Source organism: Sphingomonas sp. 77B (genome assembly GCF_056497825.1).
Map to the genome: position 1 here is coordinate 1,035,001 of NZ_JBWMBY010000001.1, position 24,925 is coordinate 1,059,925.

A 24,925-nucleotide genomic window follows, 5' to 3' on the forward strand; every position below is an offset into this window, starting at 1 on the left:
CCGAATGTGGTGCGGCTGCCGAGATGGTTGCCACGATAACGCGCAAGGAAGCCGAATGACCACCAATCCCCTGCTCGCCGATACCGACCTGCCAGACTTCGCGGCTATCCGCCCAGAGCATCTGGTCCCTGCGGTCGAGCACATGATCGCCGATGCGCGCGCCGCCGCCGATCGGATCGGCGGATCGAATGCCAGCGACTTTGCCGATGTCGTGCTGGCCAGCGAACGGGCGGGATTTGCGATCGCGCGGGGCTGGTCTCCGGCGGGGCACCTGCATTCGGTTGCCGATACGCCCGAGCTGCGCGCCGCCTTTGCCGAGGCGCAGGCGATGCTGGCCGAATATGGCATGGAGGCGGGCCAGGACCCGCGACTGTTCGCCGCCTTCAACCGAGTCGACCTAGCCCCTCTCAATGAGGCCGAGGCGCGCGCGGTCGAGCTGGCGCGGCGCGACTTCACCCTGTCGGGTGTGGGACTGGATGACGCGGCCAAGGCGCGGTTCCGCGAGATCGGCGTCGAGCTGAACCGGCTGAGCACCGAGTTCGGCAATGCCGTGCTCGATTCGACCGAGACGTGGAGCGAGCATGTCACCGACGAAACCCTGCTTTCCGGCCTGACCGATAATGCCAAGGCGATCCTGGCCTCTTACGCCGCGGAGAAGGATCTGGATGGCTGGCTGGTGACGCTGCGCGAGCCGAGCGTGCAGGCGATCCTGACCCAGGCGGACAATCGCGACCTGCGCGCTCGCGTCGCCAAGGCTTATGCGACCCGCGCCTCCGATCAGGCGGCCGACCCTGCCCATGACAATAGCGCGCGGATCGACCGCATTCTGGCGCTTCGCCATGAAGCGGCTCAGCTGCTCGGCTTCAACGACGCCGCCGCCCGCTCCGTCGAGACCAAGATGGCGCAGTCGGCGGACGAGGCGCTGGCCTTTCTGTCCGATCTTGCCGCGCGGGCCCGCCCCCTGGCGGAGCGCGAACTGGCGGAGGCGAGTGCCTATGCCGCCGAGAAATTCGGCATCGAAAAGCTGGAGCCCTGGGACATGGGCTATGTCGCCGAGCATATCCGCCGCGAGCGATTCGGCGTCGATCGCGAGGCGATCCGCGCTTATTTCCCTCTCCCCCGCGTGATGGAGGGCACGGTGGCGCTGATCGAGCGGCTATACGGCATCCGCCTGGTCGAGCGGGCGGGCGTTTCCGTGTGGAACGACGATGTCCGCTATTATGATGTGCAGGATAAGAACGGCGAGATCGTCGCAGGCGTCTATTGCGACTTCCATGCGCGCGCGGGCAAGCGTGGCGGCGCCTGGATGGACGTGTGCCGTCCGCGCTTCCGCGATGCCGACCGCTTCCACCGTCCGATCGCCTATCTGACCTGCAACTTCCCGCCCGCGACCGGCGACACCCCCGCCCTGCTGGCGCATGGCGATGTCGTCACGTTGCTCCACGAGTTCGGCCATGTGCTGCACCACCTGCTGACCGAGGTCGACCTTCCCTCGATCGGTGGCATTTCGGGCGTCGAGTGGGACGCGGTCGAGCTGCCCAGCCAGTTCATGGAGAATTTCGCCTGGGACCGCGACACGCTGACCGCTTTGTCGGCGCATGTCGAGACGGGCGAGCCGTTGCCCGAAGAGCTGTTCGCCAAGATGCTGGCGGCTCGGCGCTTCCAGGCGGGGCTGTTCCTGCTGCGCCAGATCGAGTTCGCGACCTTCGACCTGCGGCTCCATCGTGATTACGACCCGGCGCAGGGCGGCCGGGTGATGGCGGTGCTGAACGGCGTTCGTGACGAGGTGGCGGTGATTCGCCCGCCCGAATGGAATCGCTTCCCGCACAGCTTCAGCCATATCTTCGCGGGCGGCTATGCGGCGGGCTATTACAGCTATCTCTGGGCGGAGCTGTTGTCGGCGGACGCCTTTGCCGCCTTTGCCGAAGAAGGTCAGGCGGCGGGCGACCGATTCCGTCGCGAGGTGCTGGCGCGCGGGGCGAGCCGCCCGGCGGCCGAGAATTTCCGCGCTTTCCGGGGTCGTGCGCCCGAGCCAGACGCACTGCTTCGCCATCACGGCCTGGCGGCCTGATCCAAAAGCCGGGGCCGTTTATGGCGGCCCCGGCTTTGTTCCCTGCTGTAACCCAGATCATACAGAAAAAATCGCGTCGCTACGGCTTCTTAACCATCCTCGACCTAGTCTGAATGACAGGAGGATGTGCCGTGAGCGGATCGGAACATATTGATTTTGAACAGCGGTTGGCCGCGTTCGACTATAGCGCCGGAAGCTATTCGACGTTCCCGACGATCAAGCGTGCGATCGAACGCCATGCGCCCGTCGCGCTGACCGCGCTGTACCGGCACATCGCGAACACCTCGCAGATCCGGGGGCTATTCACCTCGCAGGGGCGGATGGACCATGCCCGCGACAAGCAGATGGAGCATTGGCGCAAGCTGTTCTCCGGCCCGCTCGACCGCGACTATGCCGCCGCCTCGACCCATATCGGGCAGGTGCATGCCCGGATCGGGCTGGCGCCGACCTGGTACATCAGCGGCTATGCCCGGATGCTGGAATATGTCCTGCCCAAGCTGATCCTGGGGCGGTTGCTATGGCCCTTTGGCGCCGCGCGTCGTGCGCGGGCCGCCAATGCGCTGGTCAAGGCGTCGCTGATCGACATGGACATCGCGCTCGCCTCCTATTTCGAGGCCGAACAGGCCGGACGCCGCGCGGTGATCGAGCGGTGCGGCGCGGTGTTCGACCGGATGGCCAAGGGCGACCTGACCGCTTCGCTCGAAGGCCTTCCGTCCGAATATCAGGCGCTCGCCGACAGTTTCGAGGCGATGCGCGCACAGATGTGCGCGACGCTGGGCGTCGTTACCCAGTCGGGCGAGCATATCCGCGTCGGCTCGGGCGATATCCGCCTGGCATCGGACGATCTGTCCGACCGCACCAAGCAGCAGGCGGCCTCGCTGGAGGAAACCGCTGCTGCGATGCAGCAGATCACCTCGACTGTCCGCCAGACCGCCGACGGTGCGTCGCGCGCCAACCGCATCGTCGGGGAGGCCCGAACCGAAGCCGAGGAATCGGGCCAGATCGTCCGTCGCGCGGTCGAGGCGATGGGCGGCATCGAACGCTCTTCGTCGGAAATCAGCGAGATCATCACGGTCATCGACGGCATCTCGTTCCAGACCAACCTGCTCGCGCTCAACGCGGGCGTCGAGGCGGCGCGGGCGGGCGAGGCTGGCAAGGGCTTTGCCGTGGTCGCCAGCGAAGTGCGTGCCCTGGCACAGCGCTCGGCCGAGGCGGCCAAGGACGTGAAGACGCGGATCCTTGCCTCCTCCGACCAGGTCGGCGTCGGGGTCGAGTTGGTCAACGAGGCGGGCGAAGCACTGCAACGGATCATCGGCCGGATCGGCGAGATCAGCGATCTGGTGTCGCAGATCGCCGCCTCCGCCACGCAGCAGTCGATCGGCCTGCAACAGGTCAACACCGCGGTCGCCGAGATGGACGGCGTGACCCAGCGCAACGCGGCGATGGTCGAACAGGCCACCGACGCCGCCCGCACCCTGGCGCAAGAGGCCGAGACGCTGGCCCGCGAGGTCGCCCGCTTCCGCCTGGCCGACATGACCGGCGATCCACGCAACCCGGTTCACCAGATGCAGCGACGGCTCGCCGCAGGCTGACCCCTATCCCCCCAAGGATGAACTGGGCTCCGGCGAAAGTCGGGGCCCTTTTTTTGGGCCGTCATTCTCGCTCCCGTCCCGTGGCGGGGGCATAGACGGGAAAGGCAGACCACGCCGGCCAAACGCGGAAAACCACCCATGGAAAACCAGGGGCGGCGAATAAGATCGGCGATGTCGAAAGGATGGTGGAGCCGAGGGGGATCGAACCCCTGACCTCTGCAATGCCATTGCAGCGCTCTCCCAGCTGAGCTACGGCCCCATCGATTTCGGCGCGAGCCCGGCGGGATGCGGGCTGGCCTGTCAGCGCATTATGACATGCGGCTGTTCCGGCGGAATGGTGGAGCCGAGGGGGATCGAACCCCTGACCTCTGCAATGCCATTGCAGCGCTCTCCCAGCTGAGCTACGGCCCCGTTCCGCTGTGGAGGCAGCCCACTAGCGGGGCCGCCGTGGCTCGGCAAGCACTTTTTTCAAGCACCGGCCGAGCCCCTCGGACAACTTAGTGTTCGTCGTCCTCGCTGGACGTTTCCACGCCCAGATCGTCGTCGCCGCCCAGATCGACTTCATCGTCGGGCGAGGGCTCTTCGTCCTCACCAGTGATGTCCAGATCTTCGTCGTCACCGCCCGCCAGATCGCTGTCGGCTTCCTTGTTCTCCGGCTTGGCCTGCTCGAACGGCAGGGGCTGCTTGGACTTCAGGATGGGCTCGGGCTCCCACTGCGTCCCGCAATTGATGCAGGTGACGGGGTCGTCCTTTTCGAGGTCGTAGAAGCGCGTCGCGCATTTCGGGCACGTACGCTTCGTGCCCCATTCCGGCTTGATCATGCCGTTCATACCTTTCGGATTGGGTTTTCCGCCGGAGCGAAAAGTGGGCGCGCCTTGCCACAGCGCAAGCCCCCTGTCAAAAGCCCGCGCCATCTATGGCGCACACCCTTCCCCAGCCTCGCACCGTGCGAGCCGCCGCCGCCCTTCGCGGCACCATCGCCGTTCCTGGCGACAAATCGATCAGCCACCGTTCGCTGATGCTCTCCGCGCTCGCGGTCGGGCAAAGCCGGGTCGAGGGCCTGCTGGAGGGCGAGGACGTGCTCGCCACCGCCGCCGCGATGCGCGCGATGGGTGCGGATATCGTCCGCCAGGATGACGGCGTGTGGGTGATCCACGGCGTCGGTGTCGGCGGCCTGCTCCAGCCCGAGACCGCGCTCGACATGGGCAATTCGGGCACCTCGACGCGCCTTTTGATGGGTCTGGTCGCCAGCCATCCGATCACCGCGACCTTTATCGGCGACGCCTCGCTCTCCAAGCGGCCGATGGGCCGCGTCATCGAACCGCTGTCGCAGATGGGCGCGCAGTTCCAGGATACGCCGGGCGGCCGCCTGCCCCTGATGGTCCGGGGCATCAGCCCGGCGGTGCCGATCCGCTATACCCTGCCCGTCGCCTCGGCACAGGTGAAGTCGGCGATCCTGCTCGCGGGTCTCAACACGCCTGGGGAAACCACGGTGATCGAGCCGATCGCGACGCGCGACCATAGCGAGCGGATGCTGGCCGGTTTTGGTGCCGAGCTGACTGTCACCCCCTCGCCCGAGGGCCGGGTCATCACGATTCACGGGCCTGCTGAACTGAAGCCGCAGAATATCGTCGTGCCGGGCGATCCGTCCTCGGCGGCCTTCTGGCTGGTCGCGGGCTCGATCGTGCCGGGGGCGGACGTGACCATCACCAATGTCGGCATGAACCCGACCCGCACCGGCATCATCGCCGCGCTGAAGATGATGGGCGCCGACATCACCGAGCTGGACGCGCGCATCGTCGGTGGCGAGCCGGTGGCCGACCTGCGCGTTCGCCATGCCCCTCTGTCGGCGATCGAGGTTCCGCCCGAGCTGACGCCGAGCATGATCGACGAATATCCCGTACTGTTCGTCGCTGCCGCCTTTGCGACCGGCACAACGATCGCGCGCGGCGCGGAGGAACTGCGCGTCAAGGAGTCCGACCGGATCACCGCCATGGCGAATGCGCTCGGCGCGTGTGGCGTCCGTTGCGAGGAGTTCGAGGACGGCATGGCCGTGACCGGCACCGGCGGCGACCCGATCCCCGGCGGCGCGGCGATCGCGACGCTGCTCGACCACCGCATCGCGATGAGTATGACGATCGCCGCGCTCCATGCCCGCGATCCCATCACGCTGGACGACGCCGCCCCCGTCGCGACCAGCTATCCCGTGTTCTTCGACACGCTGGAGAAGCTGGGAGCCATGGCATGATTATCGCTGTCGACGGCCCCGCCGCCAGCGGCAAGGGCACGATCGCCCGCGCGCTGGCCCGGCATTACGGCCTGCCGCATCTCGATACCGGCCTGCTCTACCGTGCGGTGGCCGCGACGGTGCGACAGATGCACCTCGACCCCACGAAGGAAGCCGATGCGGTCGCCGCATGCAGCTTCGACGACGGCGTGCTCGCCGATCCCGGCTTGCGCGATGACGAGACGGGCAAGCTTGCCTCGGTCGTATCGGCCCATCCGCTGGTCCGCGCCGCCTTGCTCCAGCGGCAGAAGCGGTTCGCGCAGCAGCCGGGCGGCGCGATCCTCGACGGGCGCGACATCGGCACGGTCATCGCGCCCGACGCCGACGCCAAGCTGTTCGTAAAGGCCAGTTCGCAGGTGCGGGCGCGGCGGCGACATAACGAACTGGTAAAGAACGGCGCGGATGTGTCGTTCGAGCAGGTGCTGGCGGATATCCGTGCCCGCGACGAACGCGACAGCGGCCGGGCGACAGCCCCCCTCACCCAGGCGGCGGACGCGGCGGCGCTCGACACTTCCAACCTGACGATCGACGCCGCGGTCGCCCGCGCGATCCAGTTCGTCGACGCCCAGGTGGCGGCCAAGGCACGCTGATCCGATCCTCCCCAGCATGGGGAGGTGGCAGCGCGCCAGCGCTGACGGAGGGGGGCCAGCACCAAGGGACGCCCTCATCGGCACGCCCCCTCCCCCATGCTGCGCATGGTCCCCCTCCCCGTGCCGGGGAGGACACCCCCTCACCTTGCGCAAAACCCCATTTTCCGCTAAGGCGCCCCCGCTCGCGGACCCTGTTCCGCGGAGAGGCTGACGCGGGGTATCGCCCTCAGCGTCCTTTCCGCATTTTTGGCGGACCGCCGCTTTTCCGTGTTTCAGCCACATCTTCGGGCCTGGTGGCGTCGGCATGGGGTCGGCGCGGCCATCGTCGAAGGTCGGGGCAAAGCGCTGACCGGAGGCGAAAAACTCTCCAGGAACCTAACCCTTTTATGGCAACCAACCCCCAGCCCACGCGCGACGATTTCGCGGCGATGCTCGATGACATGTTCGGCGGTGCCGACAGCTTCGAGGGTCGCGTCGTGCATGGCACCGTCACCGCGATCGAAAACGACATGGCCGTCATCGACGTCGGTCTGAAGTCGGAAGGCCGTGTGCCCCTCCGCGAATTCGCTGCCCCCGGCCAGAAGGCCGACCTGAAGGTCGGTGACGAAGTCGAGGTCTATGTCGACCGCGTCGAGAACATGCACGGCGAAGCGATGCTCAGCCGCGACCGCGCGCGCCGCGAAGCCGCCTGGGACAAGCTGGAGCTCGAATTCTCGAAGTCGGCCCGTGTCGAAGGCGTCATCTTCGGCCGCGTGAAGGGTGGCTTCACCGTCGACCTGAACGGCGCCGTGGCGTTCCTGCCCGGCTCGCAGGTCGATATCCGTCCCGTCCGCGACGTCACCCCGCTGATGGACATCCCGCAGCCGTTCCAGATCCTGAAGATGGACCGCAAGCGCGGCAACATCGTCGTGTCGCGTCGCGCGGTCCTGGAAGAGACCCGCGCCGAGCAGCGTTCGGGCCTGATCCAGAGCCTGGCCGAGGGTCAGATCATCGACGGCGTCGTCAAGAACATCACCGATTACGGTGCGTTCGTTGACCTGGGCGGCATCGATGGCCTGCTGCACGTCACCGACCTGTCGTACAAGCGCGTCAATCATCCGTCGGAGATGATCGCGATCGGCGACACCGTGCGCGTCCAGATCATCCGCATCAACAAGGACACGCAGCGCATCTCGCTCGGCATGAAGCAGCTCGAGAGCGATCCGTGGGATGGCGCCGGCGCCAAGTACCCGGTCGGCGCCAAGCTGTCGGGCCGCGTCACGAACATCACCGAGTACGGTGCGTTCGTCGAGCTGGAGCCGGGCATCGAAGGCCTGGTGCACGTCTCGGAAATGTCCTGGACCAAGAAGAACGTCCATCCGGGCAAGATCGTGTCGACGTCGCAGGAAGTCGATGTGGTCGTCCTCGAGGTCGATCAGGAAAAGCGCCGCATCTCGCTGGGCCTCAAGCAGGCTCAGGCCAATCCGTGGGAAGCGTTCGCCGCAGCCCATCCGATCGGCTCGACCGTCGAGGGCGAAGTCAAGAACGCGACCGAGTTCGGCCTGTTCATCGGCCTGGACAACGATGTCGACGGCATGGTCCACATGTCGGACATCGCCTGGGGCGTGTCGGGTGAGGATGCCCTCAACCTGCACCGCAAGGGCGAAGTCGTTCAGGCCGTGGTTCTGGACATCGACCCCGAGAAGGAGCGCATCTCGCTCGGCATGAAGCAGCTCGAGCGCGGCGGCCCGGTCGCTGGCGGCGTGGCTGCGGCTGGCGATCGCCTGAACAAGAACCAGGTCGTCACCGTGACCGTCCTCGAAGTCCGCGATGCGGGCCTCGAAGTCCAGGCGGGCGACGATGGTGCGACCGGCTTCATCAAGCGCACCGATCTGGGTCGCGACCGTGACGAGCAGCGCCCCGAGCGCTTCCAGGTCGGCCAGAAGTTCGACGCGATGGTCACCGGCTTCGATCGTTCGAAGAAGCCGACCTTCTCGGTCAAGGCGATGCAGATCGCCGAAGAGAAGCAGGCGGTGGCTCAGTACGGTTCGTCCGATTCGGGCGCATCGCTGGGCGACATTCTGGGCGAAGCGCTGAAGGCGCGCACCCAGAAGTAAGTCACTGGATCGGGACACGTTTTTCCGGAAACGTGTCCCGGTTTCGGCCAAATGGCACCCCTGTGTCGCTTAATCGTATAATAAAAATACTTTCAGCAGCGAGAAACACAGGTTAGGAACGATCCGTCTGAAGCTTGGGACTAGACGATGATCCGTTCGGAACTGGTGCAAAAAATCGGTCAGCGTAATCCGGGTCTGAACCCCCGCGAAGTCGAACTGATCGTCACGATTTTCTTCGATGAAATCACCAAGCGACTGGCGGATGACGGTCGTGTCGAGCTGCGCGGCTTCGGCGCCTTTTCGACCCGCGCGCGCGGTGCCCGCACCGGCCGCAACCCCCGCACCGGCGAAACCGTCGATGTCTGCGCCAAGCGCGTTCCCTATTTCAAACCCGGCAAGGAAATGCGCGCGCGCCTGAACGTCGACGCCGAGTAATCCTATTTCGAACGCGGGGCGGGAGGACGCGGCTATTCCGGCTTTACGACCGCTCCGCCCTTGACCTGCGCGGCATCCTGGTATCTTCGTGGGACCGTGCGCGGACGTGGCGAAACCGGTAGACGCTGCCGACTTAAAATCGGCTTCCTATGGAGTGCGGGTTCGAGTCCCGCCGTCCGCACCATCGCACTGGGTGCCGCGCTCCTGGCGACGACGGCCTGCGAGCGCCACGCCGATCATGGTGCGGTGGTCGTCAGCACGATCCAATCCGCCCCCTCCCCGACCGGCTCGACGCGCCTGCCTCTAACCGAAAGCGATACGCCACACCGCGTCCTGCGCGACGCGCTGGCCCAGGGGCTGGTACGGTTCGATGCCAATGGCCAGATCGAGCAGGGCCTAGCCGAACGCTGGATCGTCATCGACGAGGGCGGCAGCTTCATCTTCCGCCTGCGGGAGGCCAAATGGAATGACGGCACGCCCGTCACCGCCGAACAGGTCGCGCCGATCCTGCGGCGACTTGTGTCGCCACGCTCGGGCAATCCCCTGGCCCCCTTCCTGACCGCGATCGACGAAATCGTCGTGATGACGCCGCAGGTGATCGAGATACGCCTGTCGCGACCTCGCCCAGACCTGCTCAAGCTGTTCGCGCAGCCGGAAATGGCGATCGTCGACCGAGGCCGACGCGGCACCGGGCCGTTCCGTATCATCCGGTCGGGACCGCCGCCGCTGCTGCGCCCGATCCCCGATCCTCGCCGCGCCGAGCCGGAGGATGACGCGACACCCGCACCGGAAGACGATGTTCGCCTGATCGCCGAGAGCCCGGGGCGCGCCATCCTGCGGTTTGCGCGTGGCCAGTCGGACCTGCTGCTGGGAGGGCGGTTCGAGACGTGGCCGCTGCTCGACTCGGTGCGGATCAACCAGACGGCGATCCGGGTCGATCCTGCGGCGGGCTTGTTCGGGCTGAGCATCGTCAACCGCGACGGGTTTCTGGGCGATGCCGCCAATCGGCAGGCGCTGTCGGCCGCCTTCGACCGGGCTGCGATGCTGGCGGCGATAGCGCCCAACTGGGATGCGACCGATCGTGTGCTTCCCGATACGCTCGATTCCGATGCGCCCCCGCAGATTCCCGGCTGGGCGCTCCTCAACGTGGATGAGCGGCGCAGCGGTGCGCGGGCGCGTGTTGCCGCCTGGAGCCAGCCCGTTCGGTTGCGTATCGCCTTGCCACAGGGTCCGGGGGCCAACCTTCTCTATGGCCAGATCGGTGCGACGCTGCTGGCGGTCGGCATCACGCCGGAGCGGGTGGCGCTCAATGCGCCTGCCGACCTGCGGCTGATCGATGCGGTCGCCCCCTATGACAGTGCGCGCTGGTATCTCGCCACCGCGTGCGCGCCCTGCGGCGAGACGGCGATGGCGGCGATCGAGCAGGCGCGGCTTGCGCCCACGCTGGCCGGGCGAAGTGCCGCCATCGCGGCGGCGGATGCGGCGGTGAATGCCGACACGCCCTTCATTCCGCTCGCGCGCCCCTTGCGCTGGTCGCTCGCCACCGCACGCCTGCGACAATTCCAGACCAATGCCCGGGCCTGGCATCCATTGAACCGATTGCGCGCCGTCACCAATTGAACGTCATGGCCAAAGCATCCCGCATCGATCCCACCACCTTCGACGCGCTGCCGCTGGACAAAGGCATCGCGGCCAGCCGCCAGCGGATCGAGGCCATGGAGCGCCTGTTGGAGCGCGTCGTCGTGCTGCCCGGCCTCAACCGGCCAATCGGGCTGGACGTGATGTTGGGACTGGTCCCCATTGTCGGGGACATCGCCGCCGCCGCGCTAGGCAGTTACATCATCTGGGAAGCCCGCAATCTGGGCCTGTCGAAATTTCAAATGGCGCGGATGATGGGCAATGTCGGCTTCGATGCGCTGTTGGGCTTCGTGCCGCTGATCGGCGACGCGGCGGACGTGCTGTTCCGGTCGAACACACGCAATTTGCGGATCATCCGTAAGCATCTCGACAAGCATCACCCCTCCAGCGTGGTGCTGGAGGGGTAAGCGACCTCAGCGGCTGCCGCGCCAGATTTTCAGCGGCGCGTTCGGCGATAGTCCGCCCTGATGCACCGGGCAGCGGGCAGGACGGAATGCCTTGTTCAAGCAGATCCAGATCTCGTCCAGCCAACCTTCGCGCGTGGCCGTGACGCGCATCATGTCAGCGGTCATGCCGCGGTTCGCGGCGGCGAAGGCCGTCGCCAGATCACCTGCGGTCAAGGCGTTGCGCCGCGAAAGCCCTTCCATGTCAGGGAAGCGCAGCCCGTAATACAGCGCGTTGGATCGCTGGAAATAGCGCGCCGGGCTGTACCCGCTCATGCAGGTCCCGTGCTTGGACCATTCATGCTGCATCAGCTGCGCGGAAGGCGTGGCGCAGATGTGGCGGCGCACCACCGCCTGCGGGATGATCGCGGTAGGGCGGCAATATTGCGGCCAGTCCTTGCCCACGCCATCGGGCCACAGGCCGTGCAGGGTGAAGCCGAAGCGATTGGCCCCGCCGCACTGGAAGCTGCTGTCCCCCTTCGGGTCGCGGCAATATTGCGGGCTCCAGGTGATCGCCAGCGTATAGCCGCCGATCGGCAGCACACGGGTCGGCTGGCTCTGGCTGGGCAGATCGGGGCGGATCGACTGCAGACCACTCGGCGCGGTGCATTGCAGCGTCTGGGCCGACAGGACTTGCGGCGCGGCCAGCAGGGCCATGCCGATCATTGCGTATCTCATGCTTCGTTCACCTCCGCCATCGCGCGATACCAGGCCAGGGCGTTAGTACGCATCAGCATCACCACCGTCACCAGCGACGCGGCGGCCTGCACCGCCGTCAGCACACCGAATACACCCTCGGCGAGTGCGCCCACCGACACCTGATAGAGAAATCCGAGCAGGTTCAGGATGGTCAGCACGACCAGCAGCCCCAGCCCGATCCGACTGGCGAACCGCGTGGTCAGCAACGTGCCGAGCAGGAACAGCCCGATCAGCAGGCCGTTTGCGATCACCGCGATCGCGACACCGGCCTGCGCGACCGTGTCACCCCAGCCGATGACGGCCAGCACCACCAGCAACAGGATGGCGAGGAACGACAGCCGCTCGCCCAATATCACCGATTTCGGTCGCACGATCTTCCCCCTTCCAAGCGCGCCTCAGGCGGCGGCGAAATCCAGTCCGATATCGGCCGCCGGAGCCGATTGGGTCAAGCGCCCTACGCTGACATAGGTGACGCCCGATTCCGCGATGGCGCGGATGGTGTCGAGACGTACGCCGCCCGACGCCTCGGTCGGCGCCCGGCCCGCGACCCGCGCGACACCCTCGGCCAGTTGCGCCGGGTTCATGTTGTCGAGCAGCAAATGGGTCGCTCCCGCCGCCAGCGCAGGCTCGATCTGGTCGAGCGCGTCGACCTCGACGATGATCCGGGCGATCCCCGCCTCTCGCGCCGCCGTCACCGCCGGGCCGATGCCGCCCGCGACCGCGACATGATTGTCCTTGATCATCGCCGCATCCCACAGGCCCATGCGATGATTCCGCGCGCCGCCCATGCGGGTGGCGTATTTCTCGATCAGGCGCAGGCCCGGAATGGTCTTGCGCGTGTCGAGCAATGTCGCGCCGGTGCCCGCGATCGCCGCGACATAGGTAGCCGTCATCGTCGCGATACCCGACAGATGCTGGACGGTGTTGAGCGCCGATCGCTCGGCGGTCAGCATCGCGCGCGCCTTGCCCGACAGACGCAGCAGCTCGGTGCCCGCCGGAACGCTCGTGCCGTCCTCGACCAGCCGCTCGATCAAGACATCCGGGTCGAGGTGGCGGAAGAACGCCTCGGCGATGGGCAGCCCGGCGACGGTGATCGCATCGCGGCTGGCCATGGTGCCGATGAAGCGCGCCGCCGCCGGGATCACCGCCGCCGAGGTGATGTCGCCGCCGGGCCCCAGATCCTCGGCCAGCGTCGCCTGCACGAAAGCGTCGAGGTCAAAGCCTTCTATCGCCCCTTGCGTCACGGGCGCGGACCCAGATCGCCCTTGCCGACCGTCCCGCTGGCGAGCGTCAGCATCGCGTCGAGGCTCTTCTTGGCCTGAAGCCGCAGGCCCTCCTCGATCTCGACGCGCGGGGTCAGGTCGCGCAGCGCCAAATACAGCTTCTCCATGGTGTTGAGCGCCATGTACGGGCAGATATTGCAGTTGCAGTTGCCGTCCGCGCCCGGCGCACCGATGAAGGTCTTGCCCGGCATCGCCTTTTGCATCTGGTGGATGATGTGCGGCTCGGTCGCGACGATCAGCGTATCGCCGGTCACGGTCTGCGCGAACTCCAGGATGCCGCGCGTCGACCCGACATAATCGGCATGGTCCAGGATGACGGCCGGGCATTCGGGATGCGCGGCGATCGGCGCGTCGGGATGCTGGGCGCGCAGCTTGAGGAGTTCGGTCTCGCTGAACGCCTCGTGCACGATGCACACGCCCGGCCACAGCAGCATGTCGCGCCCCGTCTTGCGCGCCAGATAGCCGCCCAGATTGCGGTCGGGGCCGAAGATGATCTTTTGCGCGGGATCGATCTGCGCCAGGATCTGCTCGGCGGAGGAGGACGTGACGATGATGTCGGACAGCGCCTTCACCTCGGTCGAGCAGTTGATATAGGTCAGCGCGATGTGATCGGGATGCTGCGCCCGGAATTCGGCGAACTGTTCGGGCGGACAGCTGTCCTCCAGGCTGCATCCGGCGGCCATGTCGGGCAGGACGACGATCTTTTCGGGCGACAGGATCTTGGCCGTCTCCGCCATGAAGCGCACGCCGCAAAAGGCGATGACATCCGCGTCCGTCGCCTGTGCCTTGCGGCTGAGGTCCAGACTATCGCCGACGAAATCGGCCAGGTCCTGAATCTCGGGCTTCTGATAATAATGGGCGAGGATGACGGCGTTGCGTTCCTTGCGGAGGCGGTCGATCTCGGCGCGCAGGTCGAGGCCCGTCAGATTCGTCTGGATGGTCATGGCATTCCCCCTAGGCGCACGGGCGTGCGCCGACAATCGGGCACATCAACCCGTGTTGCGCAGAACCTCTTGAACGGTGCGCGTCGTATCCCAACGCTCGTCATTGGGCGGCTCGTCGGAGAAGCGCACCTTGACGCTGCCGTCGACGCCCGCCGCGCGGAGCGGCATGGCAAAGCTACGCTCGACGGCACGCCGGGTCGCGTCGCGCGCCAGTTTCATCGGTGCGGGCGCACGGGCCTGTCGCATCAGTTCGACCTGCCCCGCCGTGCGATTGGCAGCGTCCAGCCGCTGCTCGGCATCGGTGAAGGTGGTCAGCAGGCCGCCCGAGCCATATTCGCGGATCGCCGACAGATCGACCTGCGGCCCGTCGATCTCGACCGGCGGCAACGTCACCGACAGGACGCGGGTGTTCGCATCCCAACGAACGTCCTGCTGGCGCAGCTTGCCCAGATCGACCTCGTAGCGGACCATGCCCGGCATGATGAGCGTGCGCTCGGTGGAGAAGCCGAGCTGCGACTGGCGCGAGGTGACGACCGCGACATAGCGCGCCGCAAAGGCCGACAGGCGGTTCTGCTCGCGCAGACCGTCCAGGCTGGCGCGCGCGATCGTCGTCGGATCGGGGGCCAAGCGATCCTCGACATAGCGCTGCACGCCCCACACGACGATCAGCCCGGCCAGGATCAGCAGGACCAGCGCCCCTGCGACCTTCGTCAGGAACAGGCCCACGCCGCCGCGCGCACGCGGTGGAGGCGGCGTCTCGACCGGAGGCGTCACGCGCTGATCCATGATGCTCCTTCCTGACGAACCAACCCGCGGCTTCGCAAGTCATAAAGATGCGCGAGCACCGATCGTTCCGCGGCCGGAATCAATCTGGGGTTCAACCCGACATACATGCGCGCGGTCATGGCCGTGACGCCAAGCCCCTCCCCTGCCCTCAGCAGCCGCAATATCTGCCCCTCACGCTGCTTGCGATGCCCCAGCATCCCGCGCACCAGCCGTTGCGGATTGTCGACCGCCTCGCCATGCCCCGGATAATAGACCCGATCATCGCGCTCCATCAGCTTCTCCAGGCTGGCCATATAGGCCGTCATGTCGCCATCGGGCGGCGAAACGACGCTGGTCGACCAGCCCATGACATGATCGCCCGAAAACAGCGCCTTCGTCTCGGGCAGCGCGAAGGCGAGATGGTTCGAGGTATGGCCCGGCGTGGCGATCGCGCTGAGCGTCCAGCCGTCCCCGCGTACGCTCTCGCCCTCCGCCAACACCCGGTCGGGGGCATAGTCTCGGTCGAACGCCGCATCGGATCGGCCGCCTTCATAATCGGCGGCGAAGGGGGCCGCGCCGACAATCGGCGCGCCTGTCAGCCGAGCGAGCGGGCGGCTGGCCGGACTATGATCGCGGTGGTGATGGGTGATGACGATCGCCACCACCGGCCGCCCGGCGATCGCGCGGGTCAGCGCGTCGAGATGGGCCGGATCGTCCGGTCCCGGATCGATGATCGCCACATCGCGGTCGCTCACGACATAACTCTGCGTGCCCGTATAGGTGTACGGCGACGGATTGAAAGCGAGCACGCGGGTGACCAGCGGCTCAAGCAGGATCGGAATGCCGGTCGGATGCTCAGCCATCATCCGTCATGTGGGCAAGCCGCCGACAAAGAGCAACCCCCGTACCCGTCGGACGGGCACGGGGGTCGAGGGGGGTAAGTCGTGGCCGGATCAGTCGCGATCGCGGTTGGCCATTTCGGCCTTCAGCTCGGCGGTCGCCTCGTTCAACCCTTTCAGGGCGTCACGGCGGGCATCCTCTGACAAGTTGCGGTCGCGGGTGATCGAGGCGCGGGCGCTCTCGATGCTGGCGAGCGCGATCTGCATGTTCACCTGCGCGGTGCGCTGCGCATTCACCGCCGCGAGCGAGGCCTGGCGGGCGGACTGCTCGATCCGGTCGGTGCAGATGATCGTGACCTGCCGCTGGGTCTTGCCGTTGATCGTCGTGTAGCTGGTGCGGGTATCGCTGCTGCTCGTGCCGCAAGCGCGGGCCTGGACCACCGGGATCGGGGGCATGGGCGGCATCGGCACGATACCTTCGTTGCCGACGATCCGGACCTTATCCCCGCTGCGAAGCGTGACAACACGGACGCGCGGCGTCGCCGGAGCCTGCGGCGCGGCGGGGGGCTCAACCGTGGACGGGGCGGCGGGAACGGCGGGAAGGGCAGGCGCGGTTGCGGCAACGGCGACCACCGGCTTGGCGGGGGCGGCCGGGACGGCAGGCACACTCGGCGCGGTGGGCACTTCGGGGGCCTGCGGCGCGGTCTGGGCGACAGCGGGCAGGACCGCGACCGTGCTGGTCAGGTCGACGCCCAGCGTCCGCTCGACCTTCCTGGTCAGTGCCGCCGCCGCCGGGGTGCCCGACGCGGTCGCTCCCAGTCCGGCCAGCACCAACAGCGACACGGTGGCACCCCCCATCGCCAGCTGGCGACGCGATTTCGGAGAAGTGGTCAACATCTTCAGCCTCCCTTTCAGATCATCGATGGTATGCAGGTGACAGGCGCCCGACAGCGCGCGGCCATGCGCAGCCTTCACGATGGCGCAGGCATAGACATGCCGGTCGGCGCGGCTTCGCCCTCTCAGGACACGGGCATCGTTCGCCAGCTCCTGGTCGGCCCGGAAGGCATGAAAGGCGCGCCATGCGAGCGGATTGAACCAGTGGAGCGCCAGCACGGCGAGCGCGATCCAGTTGGCGATCAGGTCGCCGCGGGCGTGGTGGCCCAGCTCATGCGCCAGCGCCAGGTCGCGCTCATCGGCGTCATAGCGCTCGGCGAAATCGCGCGGGAAAGCGACGTAGCGGCGCCATATCCCGAAAGCGAGCGGCCCCGGTGCGCCGTCACTGGCGACCACGCGGACGCCCTCGACCGCATCCAGCGTCTCCGCATCGGCGAGCAGCCGTGTACGGAACCGCCAGTGGCGCAGCGCCTGGAACCCCAGAAACCCGGCCGCGCCGACGATCCAGAACAAGGCGATCCCCTGCTCCACCATCGGCCAGATGCTCGGCGTATCGGCCGTGGCAGGCAGCTGGGAGGTCATCCGCGCCGTCATCGGCAGCACGACATAGGTGGTGAAGCTCTCGCTCGCGGCGGCCAGCGGCGGGGTCGCCTGCTCGGACAGCCCGCGCGGCAGCGGCGGCAGGATAAGGCGGAGCAGCGGCAACGCCCAGAGCGCATAGGCGATCTGCGGCCCGAAGGCCTGGCGGACATGGCGGCGGGCCAGCAGGACCAGCGCCATCAGCAGGGTGGAGGCGATCATCGCCTCCACCGCCCAACCGAGTTGCGCGCCGCTCACGCCTTCAGCTCCTTGAGCAGCGCCTCGATCTCGGAAATGTCCTGCGCGGTCAGTTCGTCGCGCTCGGCCAGATGCGCGACAAGCGGGGTCAGGCGGCCCCCGAACAGCCGGTCGATCAGGCGACGGGATTCGCCGACGACATAATCGTCGCGCGCCACCAGCGGGCGGTACAGATATCGCCGCCCCTGCTCCTCATGCGCGATGGCGCTCTTGGCGAGCAGGCGACCGAGCAGCGTCTTGACGGTGTTGGTGCTCCAGCCGCGTTCGGGATCGACCCGCTCCGCGACATCCTGCGCGGTCAGCGGAGCCTCCTCCCACAGGACCTCCATCACGGCATGTTCGGCATCGCTGATACGCTCGGCCATCGACTCGCCCTCTTATTGACTACAGACGTAATCCTATTCCGATTACAGGCGTAGTCAATAGGGCGGAAGCATTCCTCCCCGGCACTGGGAGGTGGCATCGCGCCAGTGATGACGGAGGGGGGGCGTGCCACACAGGACACCCCTTGCGGCAATCCCCCTCCACCATGCTGCGCATGGTCCCCCTCCCCGAGCCGGGGAGGATAGAAAAAAGGGCCGGATTTTCATCCGGCCCTTTGTCGCATCACGCGGTCTTCACATCCTGGACCAGTTCGGCCAGTTCGCCGCTTTCGTACATCTCCATCATGATGTCCGAGCCGCCGACGAACTCACCCTTCACATAGAGCTGCGGGATGGTGGGCCAGTCCGAATAGGCCTTGATACCCTGGCGGATACCCTGGTCCTGAAGCACGTCGACGCTCTCGAAAGGCACGTCTAGATGGTTCAGGATCGCCACCGCACGGCTGGAAAAGCCGCATTGCGGAAAGAGCGGCGTGCCCTTCATGAACAGCAGGACCGCATTGTCCTTCACCAACGCGTCGATCCGCGCATTCGTATCGTCGGTCATATAATCAATCCTTGAGGGAATGGGGTCAGGCGGCCGGAACCGCGGTGGTCAGTTGCAGTGCGTGGAGTTCGCCCCCCATGCGCCCGCCAAGCGCGGCATAAACCGCGCGGGTACGCGCGACCCGGCTCATGCCTGCAAAGCTGGCGGCCACGACATGCGCGGCATAATGGTCGCCGTCCCCGGCCAGGTCGGTGATCTGGACCTCGGCATCGGGAATGGCGGTGCGGATCATCGTAGCGATATCATCGGCGGCCATCGGCATGGTCAGCGGCTCTCCATCAACTGGCGGCGGGCCTCGACCTGCTGCTCGTCGAGCGCGCGGCGGACCTCGGCCTCGTCCACATCGATCCCGGCGGCGGTCAGGTCGCCGAGCAGCTTGCGGATGACGTCCTCATCGCCCGCTTCCTCGAAATCGGCCTGAACGACCGCCTTGGCATAGGCGTCGGTCTCGGCGGGGGTCAGCTTCATCCGCTCAGCCGCCCATTGCGCGACCAGCCGGTTGCGCCGCGCCGTGATACGAAACAGCATATCCTGATCGGCCACGAACTTGGCCTCGAAGCCCTTTCTGCGATCGTCGAAACTGGTCATCGGTTCGCCATCCCCCAGCCCTTGCGGGCAACTCAAACACGCCGCCCGAGATAGGGGGCAGCGCGCCCGCGTGCAACCGATGCGCGGATCAGGAGTTTCACGCCGCCTTCGAACACCGTTTCATAGACGGAACGATGGGAACCGGCGGTGTGCCCGGCGCGTACTGTAATCGAAGTCAAAACGGGGTGGACCGGGCCACAACCTGGCCACGACCGATGACCTAGGAGAGCGTCATGTCCGATCGCCGCACCGCCACGCCGGATCGCCTGAGCGACCCGATGCTGGGCATCGTCAACGGCCTGATCGGCTCGCTCGCCATGTGGGCGCTGATCGCAGGCGTGGTGGCCGTCGCGTCCTGAGCGTTTCGGCCATCGCCCGTTCAGGCGTTGGCCGTTGCCGCATCCAGCCGCTGACGCCCGGCGATCCACGGGCGCCCCTCGGCCATCTGCCCCTCAAAGCTGCCGATCGCCTCATCTCGCGCCAAAGTCAGGCCGACCTCGTCCAGTCCCTTCATCAGGCATTCGCGCCGGAACGGGTCCAGCTCGAACGCAAAACGGTCTTGATAGGGCGTGGTGACGGTCATGGTTTCCAGATCGACCGTGACCGGCTGATCCCTTGCCACCTCGATCAGGCGGTCGACCGCTTCTTGCGGCAGAACGACGGGCACGATGCCGTTCTTGAATGCGTTGCCTGAGAAGATGTCCGAGAAGCTCGGCGCGATCACCGCCTGGATACCCATATCGGCCAGGGCCCAGGCGGCGTGTTCGCGACTGGAGCCGCAGCCAAAATTGTCGCCCGCGATCAGGATCGGCGCGCCTGCATAGCGCGGGTCGTCGAAGATATTGCTTGGTTGCGCGCGCACCGTCTCGAACGCGCCGCGCCCCAGTCCGGCGCGCGTGATGGTCTTCAACCAATGCGCCGGGATGATGACGTCCGTATCAATGTTCTTGGCACCCCATGGGTAGGCGGTGCCGGAGACGGTCGTGACCGGATTCATTCCATCATCCCTATAGTCGAACCTGCATTTGAAAATGTCGGCGTCAGCCCGTGCGCGGCGGACGCTGCTCGGCGACCGCAGGGCGCGAGGCGATCCCGGCGGCATAGGCCGCCGCGCCGCACAGAACCGCGCCGGTGACGAGCATGACCAATACGTGCTTCATAATGCCTTCCCCATTCGTCCCTGTCAGAGCCGTCGCTGTCAGACGCCTTCACGATCGAAATCGTGCGTCTTCAACTCTCTAACATCGAAAAGGCGCCCGGTCACGGCCGCCGCCGCCGCCATGGCGGGGGAAACGAGATGAGTGCGCGCCCCCGGCCCCTGCCGACCGACGAAATTGCGGTTGGAGGTCGAGGCGCAGCGCTCGCCCGGCGGCACCTTGTCCGGGTTCATCGCCAGGCACATCGAACAGCCCGGCTCGCGCCATTCAAAGCCCGCCTGCACGAAGATGCGGTCGAGCCCTTCCTCTTCGGCTTGGCGCTTGACGAGGCCCGAGCCGGGGACGACCAGCGCACGGACGCCGTCCGCCACCTTGCGGTCGCGCGCCACGGCGGCGGCGGCGCGCAGATCCTCGATCCGGCTGTTGGTGCAGCTGCCGATAAAGACATGCTGGACGTCGATGTCCTGCATCGCGGTGCCGGGCGTCAGGCCCATATAATCCAGCGACTTGCGCGCCGCTTCGCGCTTTGACGGATCGGCGAAGCTGTCGGGATCGGGCACCACGCCGGTGATCGGCACCACGTCCTCGGGGCTGGTGCCCCAGGTCAGGTTGGGCGCGATGTCGGCGGCGTCGAGCGTCACGACCTTGTCGTAGACCGCGCCCGGATCGGTCGGCAGGGTCCGCCACCATTCAACCGCCTTGTCCCAATCGGCACCCTTGGGCGCCATCGGGCGGCCCTTCAGATAGGCGAAGGTCGTCTCGTCCGGCGCGATGAGCCCCGCGCGCGCGCCGCCCTCGATCGACATGTTGGCGATGGTCAGGCGCCCTTCGATCGACAGGTTGCGGATCACGCTGCCGGTGAACTCGATGACATGGCCGGTGCCGCCCGCCGCGCCGATCTTGCCGATGATCGCCAGCACGACGTCCTTGGCCGACACGCCGTGACCCAGCACGCCGTCGACGCGGACCTCCATCGTCTTGGACGGCGAGAGCAACAGCGTCTGGGTCGCCAGCACATGCTCGACCTCCGACGTACCGATGCCGAAGGCCAGCGCGCCCAGCGCACCATGCGCCGAGGTATGGCTGTCGCCACAGACGAGCGTCGTGCCCGGCAGTGTGAAGCCCTGTTCCGGCCCCACGACATGGACGATGCCCTGCGCCGCCGCCGTCGCGTCGATATAGTCGACGCCGAACTCGGCCGTATTACGGCGAAGCGCGTCGAGCTGCTGCGCGCTTTCCGGGTCGGCGATGGGCAGGAGGTTGCCGTTCGCGTCCTTTCGCGGCGTCGTCGGCAGATTGTGATCGGGCACCGCCAGCGTCAGCTCGGGACGGCGCACCTTGCGACCGGCGGCACGTAGCCCCTCGAACGCCTGGGGACTCGTCACCTCATGGACGAGGTGGCGGTCGATATAGATGAGGCAGGTGCCATCGGGCCGCCGTTCGACAACGTGCGCGGCCCAGATTTTCTCGTACAGAGTCTGGGGTCGTTGGGCCATGATGCGGCGCTGTTATCCGAAAAGGCGCGCGACGCAAAGGCTTTGCGCAATGTTATTTCGCCTTGGGCGGGAATTCCCTTGGCCTTAGACTTCGCTCAGGATGAACGGAGCGAGGGAAGAGACCCTCCACAACATCCGTTCAGCCTGAGCGAAGTCGAAGGCCACGCCCCACCCCCTCACCCTTGCGCGCGATAGTCCGCGGTCACGCCACCACATTCCGTCAGCTCGATTTCATGCCCCGGTTCCCGCCATGTTTCGGCCAATGCCTGCGCTTCCCAGTCCAACATAGCCGGATGCGCCAGAACCGTTTCTACCCAGGCCGCCCCCGCCGCGCCGACATCGTTTCCATAGGTTCGCACCCGGAACGCAACCGGCGCAAAGAAGGCATCGACCGCCGACAAATGCTCTCCGGCCAACCATGGCCCGCCGAAGCGCGACAGCCCCTCGCCCCACAGTTCCGCCAGCCGCGCCACATCCCGCTCCAGCCGGGGCGACGGCGGCTTCGCATCGACTCGCACCCCGATATTCATCGTCCGCTCGGCGCGCAGCGCGCCGAAGCCGCCATGCATTTCCGCCACCGCACACATCGCCCAGGCGCGCGCCGCCTCATCCTCGGGCCAGACGCGCGGATGCCGCTCGGCCAGATAGAGCGCGATGCCGAGCGAGTCCCACACCGTCCTGTCGCCGTCCAACAGCACCGGCACCTGCCCCGTCGGCGAAAAGGCGCGAAACGCCTCGTAATTCTCCGCCGCCGCGAACGGCTCGATCCGGTCGGTGAAGGCGATGCCCAGCGCCTTCATCAGCAGCCAGGGACGAAGCGACCAGCTGGAATAATTCCGGTTCGCGGTGACGAGCGTATAGGCCATCAGCGTTCGAACTTGGCCGTCGTCTTGGCCGCCACCTCATCGGCGGCGACGCCGGGCGCACATTCGATCAGGCGGAAGGCGCTGTCATGATCGGGGCGCTGGAACACCGCCAGGTCGGTGACGATCATGTCGACGACGTTGCGTCCGGTCAGCGGCAGCGTGCATTCAGGAATGAACTTCGGGCTGCCGTCCTTGGCGTTATGCTCCATGACGACGATGATCTTCTTGACGCCTGCGACGAGATCCATCGCGCCGCCCATGCCCTTGATCATCTTGCCGGGGATCATCCAGTTAGCGATGTCGCCGCCCTCCGAGACCTCCATCGCGCCCAGCACGGTCAGGTCGATATGCCCGCCCCGGATCATCGCGAAGCTGTCGGCCGACGAGAAATAGACCGAGTGCGGCAATTCGCTGATCGTCTGCTTGCCCGCGTTGATGAGGTCGGGATCGACTTCGTCGTCATAGGGAAACGGCCCGATGCCCAGCATCCCGTTTTCGGATTGCAGCGTGACCTCAACGCCTTTCGGGATATGGTTCGCCACCAGTGTCGGGATGCCGATGCCAAGATTGACGTAGAAACCGTCCTTCAGTTCCTTGGCCGCACGGGCGGCCATTTCGTCGCGGGTCCAGGCCATCGTTACTCTCCTGTCGGATGCCACCGCCGGTCGGCGGGGAAGATGTCGTCGGGGGTGCCCTTCAGCGCCTTGCCGTATACCGGGTTCGGAAACACGAACCAGCCGCGTCCCCACAGCGCGGCGATGCGTGGGCCATCGGCGCGGGTGCGACGCTGCGCCACGGTGGCAGAGGTGTTGAACAACTCGCTGAAATCGCCCAGCTGATCGCCGCCCATCGCGATGACGCAATAGCGCTGGGCGATCTGCCAGCGGCGCGGGTCCTTGTTGTCGCCGCTGCCTGTGTCGGGCCGCACGAACAGCGTGTCGCCATGCACCGCCGGGCCAAGCCCCGCCGCATCGATCACGCGCGCCGCCCCGCCGGGATCGTCGCGATTGGTGTTGAAGATCACCGTCACGCCCATCGCGCGCAGATCGGCGATGGCCGCCACCGCGCCGGGGGTGGGCAGGACGGCATGGCCGTCGCTCTGCTCCCAGGCGCGCCAGCGGCCGGAGAAGTCGCGGTCGGCGCGGCCGGTCAGGTCGTCATACTCGAAGCCGAGATTTTGAAGGACCGTCTCGTCGACGTCGAAGACGGCCGCCGGGCGCTTGCCCGCGCACGGGATGAAGCGCGGGCTTTCAAGGCTGGAACCCTGCGCGAGTACCACACTGTCGGCCTGCGGACGGCGCACCCGGTCGGCGGCGTAGGTGACGAGCGCGTTCCAGGCCTGGCGCGAGATCGCATCGGCTTCGGCCGAGCCGTAGAGATATTGCATCCCGGCGAGCTTTTCTTTCCCGCTCGTGGCGGAGGGCGACGGGGCCGGACTATTGTTGCCGACTGCCACGACGCAGCCGGATAGGGTGAGGGCGGCGGCGAATGCCATGCCGAGCCTCACGCCGGGGAGCCCTCCCCCAACCCCTCCCGCCTGCGGGAGGGGAGAGGTCGCTTGGCAACCGTCGCGCTCAATCTTCGTCCGCTTCATGAATCACCCCCTTCGCCAAAAGCGCTCCCCTTCCCGCAGACGGGAGGGGGTCGGGGGGAGGGCTGGCGCTATCCGCATCCCCCTCCCCTAAGGAAATCAAACCCGCTCGCGCACCGTGCGAAACTCGATCTTTTTCTCATACGGCGCGCCGACGATCATCCGCTTCACGTAAATGCCCGGCAGATGGATCTGGTCGGGATCGAGCGACCCCACCGGCACCACCTCCTCCACCTCGGCGACGCAGATGCGGCCCGCCGTCGCCATGGGCTGGTTGAAGTTGCGCGCGGTCTTGCGGAAGATCAGGTTCCCGGCCTCGTCGGCCTTCCACCCCTTGATGATCGACAGGTCGGCGCGGATGCCGCGTTCGAGGATGTAATCCTCCCCGTCGAACTGCTTCACCTCCTTGCCCTCGGCCACCTTCGTGCCGACGCCGGTCTTGGTGTAGAAGCCGGGGATACCCGCCCCCCCTGCCCGGCAGCGTTCGGCGAGCGTCCCCTGCGGACAGAACTCGACCTCCAGTTCGCCCGACAGATATTGCCGCTCGAATTCCTTGTTCTCGCCGACATAGGACGAGATCATCTTCTTGACCTGATGCGAGCGGAGCAGCTTGCCCAGCCCCACGCCGTCGATCCCGGCATTGTTGCTGGCGATGGTCAGGTCCTTGACCCCGGCGGCCTCGATCGCGTCGATCAGCCGCTCCGGTATGCCGCACAGGCCGAAGCCCCCGGCGCAGATCGTCATGCCGTCATGGAGCAGGCCGTCGAGCGCGGCGGCCGCGTCGGAATAGAGCTTCTGCATGGGCGTCCTCCCTATGATGGCGCAAGCGTTAGGCGGAGCGGTGGAGCCGGGTCAACCGCCGTTTGCGCTTTGCGTGGGCCGCC

The 24,925-nt window shown here is 66.8% G+C and carries 28 protein-coding genes and 3 tRNA genes (1 of these 31 cut by a window edge); 10 read left to right on the forward strand and 21 right to left on the reverse strand.

Translation table 11 applies throughout. The features are described from left to right. On the reverse strand, positions 1-34 hold the 5' end (the start) of the coding sequence (locus AC1GI4_RS04755; RefSeq protein WP_479628747.1) for a hypothetical protein. The gene continues 242 nt to the left of window position 1, outside the view; 34 of the gene's 276 nt are visible here — the first part of the coding sequence; its start codon is at positions 32-34; its stop codon lies beyond the left edge, outside the window. A gap of 21 nt (positions 35-55) precedes the next feature. Here AC1GI4_RS04755 and AC1GI4_RS04760 point away from each other — a divergent pair, with 21 nt between their 5' ends. Together AC1GI4_RS04760 and AC1GI4_RS04765 are read left to right on the forward strand one after the other, a co-directional pair. Then, complete coding sequence (locus AC1GI4_RS04760) at positions 56-2,071, forward strand: M3 family metallopeptidase (RefSeq protein WP_479628748.1); 2,016 nt, start codon at positions 56-58, stop codon at positions 2,069-2,071. 131 nt (positions 2,072-2,202) lie between these two features. Further along, positions 2,203-3,663 carry a globin-coupled sensor protein gene (locus AC1GI4_RS04765; protein WP_479628749.1) on the forward strand — a complete coding sequence of 487 codons (1,461 nt, stop codon included), beginning with the start codon at positions 2,203-2,205 and terminating at the stop codon, positions 3,661-3,663. 183 nt (positions 3,664-3,846) lie between these two features. Here AC1GI4_RS04765 and AC1GI4_RS04770 read toward each other — a convergent pair. From AC1GI4_RS04770 to AC1GI4_RS04780, 3 genes are all read right to left on the reverse strand, one after another. Beyond that, positions 3,847-3,922: transfer RNA gene (locus tag AC1GI4_RS04770), tRNA-Ala, on the reverse strand. Between the two features lie 76 nt (positions 3,923-3,998). Continuing rightward, positions 3,999-4,074, reverse strand: a tRNA-Ala gene (locus tag AC1GI4_RS04775). An 86-nt stretch (positions 4,075-4,160) separates the two neighbouring features. Further along, positions 4,161-4,484 carry a TIGR02300 family protein gene (locus tag AC1GI4_RS04780; protein WP_175310700.1) on the reverse strand — a complete coding sequence of 108 codons (324 nt, stop codon included), beginning with the start codon at positions 4,482-4,484 and terminating at the stop codon, positions 4,161-4,163. Positions 4,485-4,579: 95 nt separating this feature from the next. On the opposite strand from AC1GI4_RS04780, the gene aroA reads away from it, so the two are divergent. The 7 genes from aroA (at position 4,580) to AC1GI4_RS04815 (ending at position 11,116) form a co-directional block, all read left to right on the forward strand. Next, positions 4,580-5,911 carry a 3-phosphoshikimate 1-carboxyvinyltransferase gene (gene aroA, locus AC1GI4_RS04785; RefSeq protein ID WP_479628750.1) on the forward strand — a complete coding sequence of 444 codons (1,332 nt, stop codon included), beginning with the start codon at positions 4,580-4,582 and terminating at the stop codon, positions 5,909-5,911. Then, complete coding sequence (gene cmk, locus AC1GI4_RS04790; RefSeq protein WP_433911049.1) at positions 5,908-6,540, forward strand: (d)CMP kinase; 633 nt, start codon at positions 5,908-5,910, stop codon at positions 6,538-6,540. The genes aroA and cmk overlap by 4 nt, the downstream gene beginning before the upstream one ends. Positions 6,541-6,926: 386 nt before the next feature. After that, on the forward strand, positions 6,927-8,636 hold the full coding sequence (gene rpsA, locus AC1GI4_RS04795; RefSeq protein WP_007405816.1) for a 30S ribosomal protein S1: 1,710 nt from the start codon (positions 6,927-6,929) through the stop codon (positions 8,634-8,636). A 147-nt stretch (positions 8,637-8,783) separates the two neighbouring features. Then, positions 8,784-9,071 carry an integration host factor subunit beta gene (locus AC1GI4_RS04800; RefSeq protein WP_433911050.1) on the forward strand — a complete coding sequence of 96 codons (288 nt, stop codon included), beginning with the start codon at positions 8,784-8,786 and terminating at the stop codon, positions 9,069-9,071. A gap of 100 nt (positions 9,072-9,171) precedes the next feature. After that, positions 9,172-9,255 (forward strand) — tRNA-Leu (locus AC1GI4_RS04805). 62 nt (positions 9,256-9,317) lie between these two features. Beyond that, a complete protein-coding gene (locus AC1GI4_RS04810) occupies positions 9,318-10,691 on the forward strand; it encodes an ABC transporter substrate-binding protein (protein WP_479628751.1) in 1,374 nt (457 codons plus the stop codon). Between the two features lie 5 nt (positions 10,692-10,696). Further along, positions 10,697-11,116, forward strand: coding sequence for a DUF4112 domain-containing protein (locus tag AC1GI4_RS04815; protein ID WP_294268763.1), 420 nt, complete (start codon positions 10,697-10,699; stop codon positions 11,114-11,116). Positions 11,117-11,122: 6 nt separating this feature from the next. Here the strand turns inward: AC1GI4_RS04815 and AC1GI4_RS04820 are convergent, their stop codons facing one another. The 11 genes from AC1GI4_RS04820 to AC1GI4_RS04870 form a co-directional block, all read right to left on the reverse strand. Next, a complete protein-coding gene (locus AC1GI4_RS04820; protein ID WP_479628752.1) occupies positions 11,123-11,830 on the reverse strand; it encodes a ribonuclease T2 family protein in 708 nt (235 codons plus the stop codon). Next, positions 11,827-12,222, reverse strand: coding sequence for a hypothetical protein (locus AC1GI4_RS04825; protein ID WP_479628753.1), 396 nt, complete (start codon positions 12,220-12,222; stop codon positions 11,827-11,829). Before AC1GI4_RS04825 ends, AC1GI4_RS04820 begins: the two co-directional genes overlap by 4 nt. Before the next feature lie 24 nt (positions 12,223-12,246). Then, the gene (gene nadC / locus AC1GI4_RS04830) at positions 12,247-13,095 is read right to left on the reverse strand and encodes a carboxylating nicotinate-nucleotide diphosphorylase (protein ID WP_479628754.1); all 849 of its coding nucleotides are present in this window, start codon (positions 13,093-13,095) and stop codon (positions 12,247-12,249) included. Beyond that, on the reverse strand, positions 13,092-14,078 hold the full coding sequence (gene nadA, locus AC1GI4_RS04835) for a quinolinate synthase NadA (RefSeq protein WP_294268772.1): 987 nt from the start codon (positions 14,076-14,078) through the stop codon (positions 13,092-13,094). Before nadA ends, nadC begins: the two co-directional genes overlap by 4 nt. Positions 14,079-14,123: 45 nt before the next feature. After that, on the reverse strand, positions 14,124-14,864 hold the full coding sequence (locus AC1GI4_RS04840) for a DUF4230 domain-containing protein (RefSeq protein ID WP_479628755.1): 741 nt from the start codon (positions 14,862-14,864) through the stop codon (positions 14,124-14,126). After that, positions 14,849-15,706 (reverse strand): MBL fold metallo-hydrolase, encoded by an 858-nt coding sequence (locus AC1GI4_RS04845; RefSeq protein ID WP_479628756.1) that lies wholly within the window; start codon positions 15,704-15,706, stop codon positions 14,849-14,851. Before AC1GI4_RS04845 ends, AC1GI4_RS04840 begins: the two co-directional genes overlap by 16 nt. A gap of 90 nt (positions 15,707-15,796) precedes the next feature. After that, positions 15,797-17,413, reverse strand: a complete 1,617-nt coding sequence (locus AC1GI4_RS04850) for a M56 family metallopeptidase (protein ID WP_479628757.1) — start codon at positions 17,411-17,413, stop codon at positions 15,797-15,799. Next, a complete protein-coding gene (locus AC1GI4_RS04855) occupies positions 17,410-17,778 on the reverse strand; it encodes a BlaI/MecI/CopY family transcriptional regulator (RefSeq protein ID WP_175310712.1) in 369 nt (122 codons plus the stop codon). The genes AC1GI4_RS04850 and AC1GI4_RS04855 overlap by 4 nt, the downstream gene beginning before the upstream one ends. Before the next feature lie 241 nt (positions 17,779-18,019). Continuing rightward, positions 18,020-18,343, reverse strand: a complete 324-nt coding sequence (gene grxD / locus AC1GI4_RS04860; RefSeq protein WP_056439494.1) for a Grx4 family monothiol glutaredoxin — start codon at positions 18,341-18,343, stop codon at positions 18,020-18,022. 25 nt (positions 18,344-18,368) lie between these two features. Next, complete coding sequence (locus AC1GI4_RS04865; protein WP_042490079.1) at positions 18,369-18,605, reverse strand: BolA/IbaG family iron-sulfur metabolism protein; 237 nt, start codon at positions 18,603-18,605, stop codon at positions 18,369-18,371. Positions 18,606-18,607: 2 nt separating this feature from the next. Then, entirely contained in the window at positions 18,608-18,931 is a 324-nt protein-coding gene (locus AC1GI4_RS04870) for a DUF1476 domain-containing protein (RefSeq protein WP_294273689.1), read from the reverse strand. Positions 18,932-19,164: 233 nt separating this feature from the next. Here AC1GI4_RS04870 and AC1GI4_RS04875 point away from each other — a divergent pair, with 233 nt between their 5' ends. Beyond that, positions 19,165-19,290, forward strand: coding sequence for a hypothetical protein (locus tag AC1GI4_RS04875; RefSeq protein ID WP_433911059.1), 126 nt, complete (start codon positions 19,165-19,167; stop codon positions 19,288-19,290). Between the two features lie 20 nt (positions 19,291-19,310). Here the strand turns inward: AC1GI4_RS04875 and leuD are convergent, their stop codons facing one another. From leuD to AC1GI4_RS04905, 6 genes are all read right to left on the reverse strand, one after another. Then, the gene (gene leuD, locus AC1GI4_RS04880; protein WP_479628758.1) at positions 19,311-19,928 is read right to left on the reverse strand and encodes a 3-isopropylmalate dehydratase small subunit; all 618 of its coding nucleotides are present in this window, start codon (positions 19,926-19,928) and stop codon (positions 19,311-19,313) included. A 201-nt stretch (positions 19,929-20,129) separates the two neighbouring features. After that, the gene (gene leuC, locus AC1GI4_RS04885; RefSeq protein WP_294273678.1) at positions 20,130-21,584 is read right to left on the reverse strand and encodes a 3-isopropylmalate dehydratase large subunit; all 1,455 of its coding nucleotides are present in this window, start codon (positions 21,582-21,584) and stop codon (positions 20,130-20,132) included. 176 nt (positions 21,585-21,760) lie between these two features. Beyond that, positions 21,761-22,450, reverse strand: a complete 690-nt coding sequence (locus AC1GI4_RS04890; protein ID WP_479628759.1) for a glutathione S-transferase family protein — start codon at positions 22,448-22,450, stop codon at positions 21,761-21,763. After that, positions 22,450-23,085: a CoA transferase subunit B gene (locus AC1GI4_RS04895; protein WP_479628760.1), complete on the reverse strand. Its 636-nt coding sequence runs from the start codon at positions 23,083-23,085 to the stop codon at positions 22,450-22,452. Before AC1GI4_RS04895 ends, AC1GI4_RS04890 begins: the two co-directional genes overlap by 1 nt. Before the next feature lie 2 nt (positions 23,086-23,087). Then, complete coding sequence (locus AC1GI4_RS04900) at positions 23,088-23,945, reverse strand: HAD family acid phosphatase (RefSeq protein ID WP_479628761.1); 858 nt, start codon at positions 23,943-23,945, stop codon at positions 23,088-23,090. 195 nt (positions 23,946-24,140) lie between these two features. Next, on the reverse strand, positions 24,141-24,842 hold the full coding sequence (locus AC1GI4_RS04905; RefSeq protein WP_058746682.1) for a CoA transferase subunit A: 702 nt from the start codon (positions 24,840-24,842) through the stop codon (positions 24,141-24,143). Positions 24,843-24,925 lie beyond the last annotated feature (83 nt).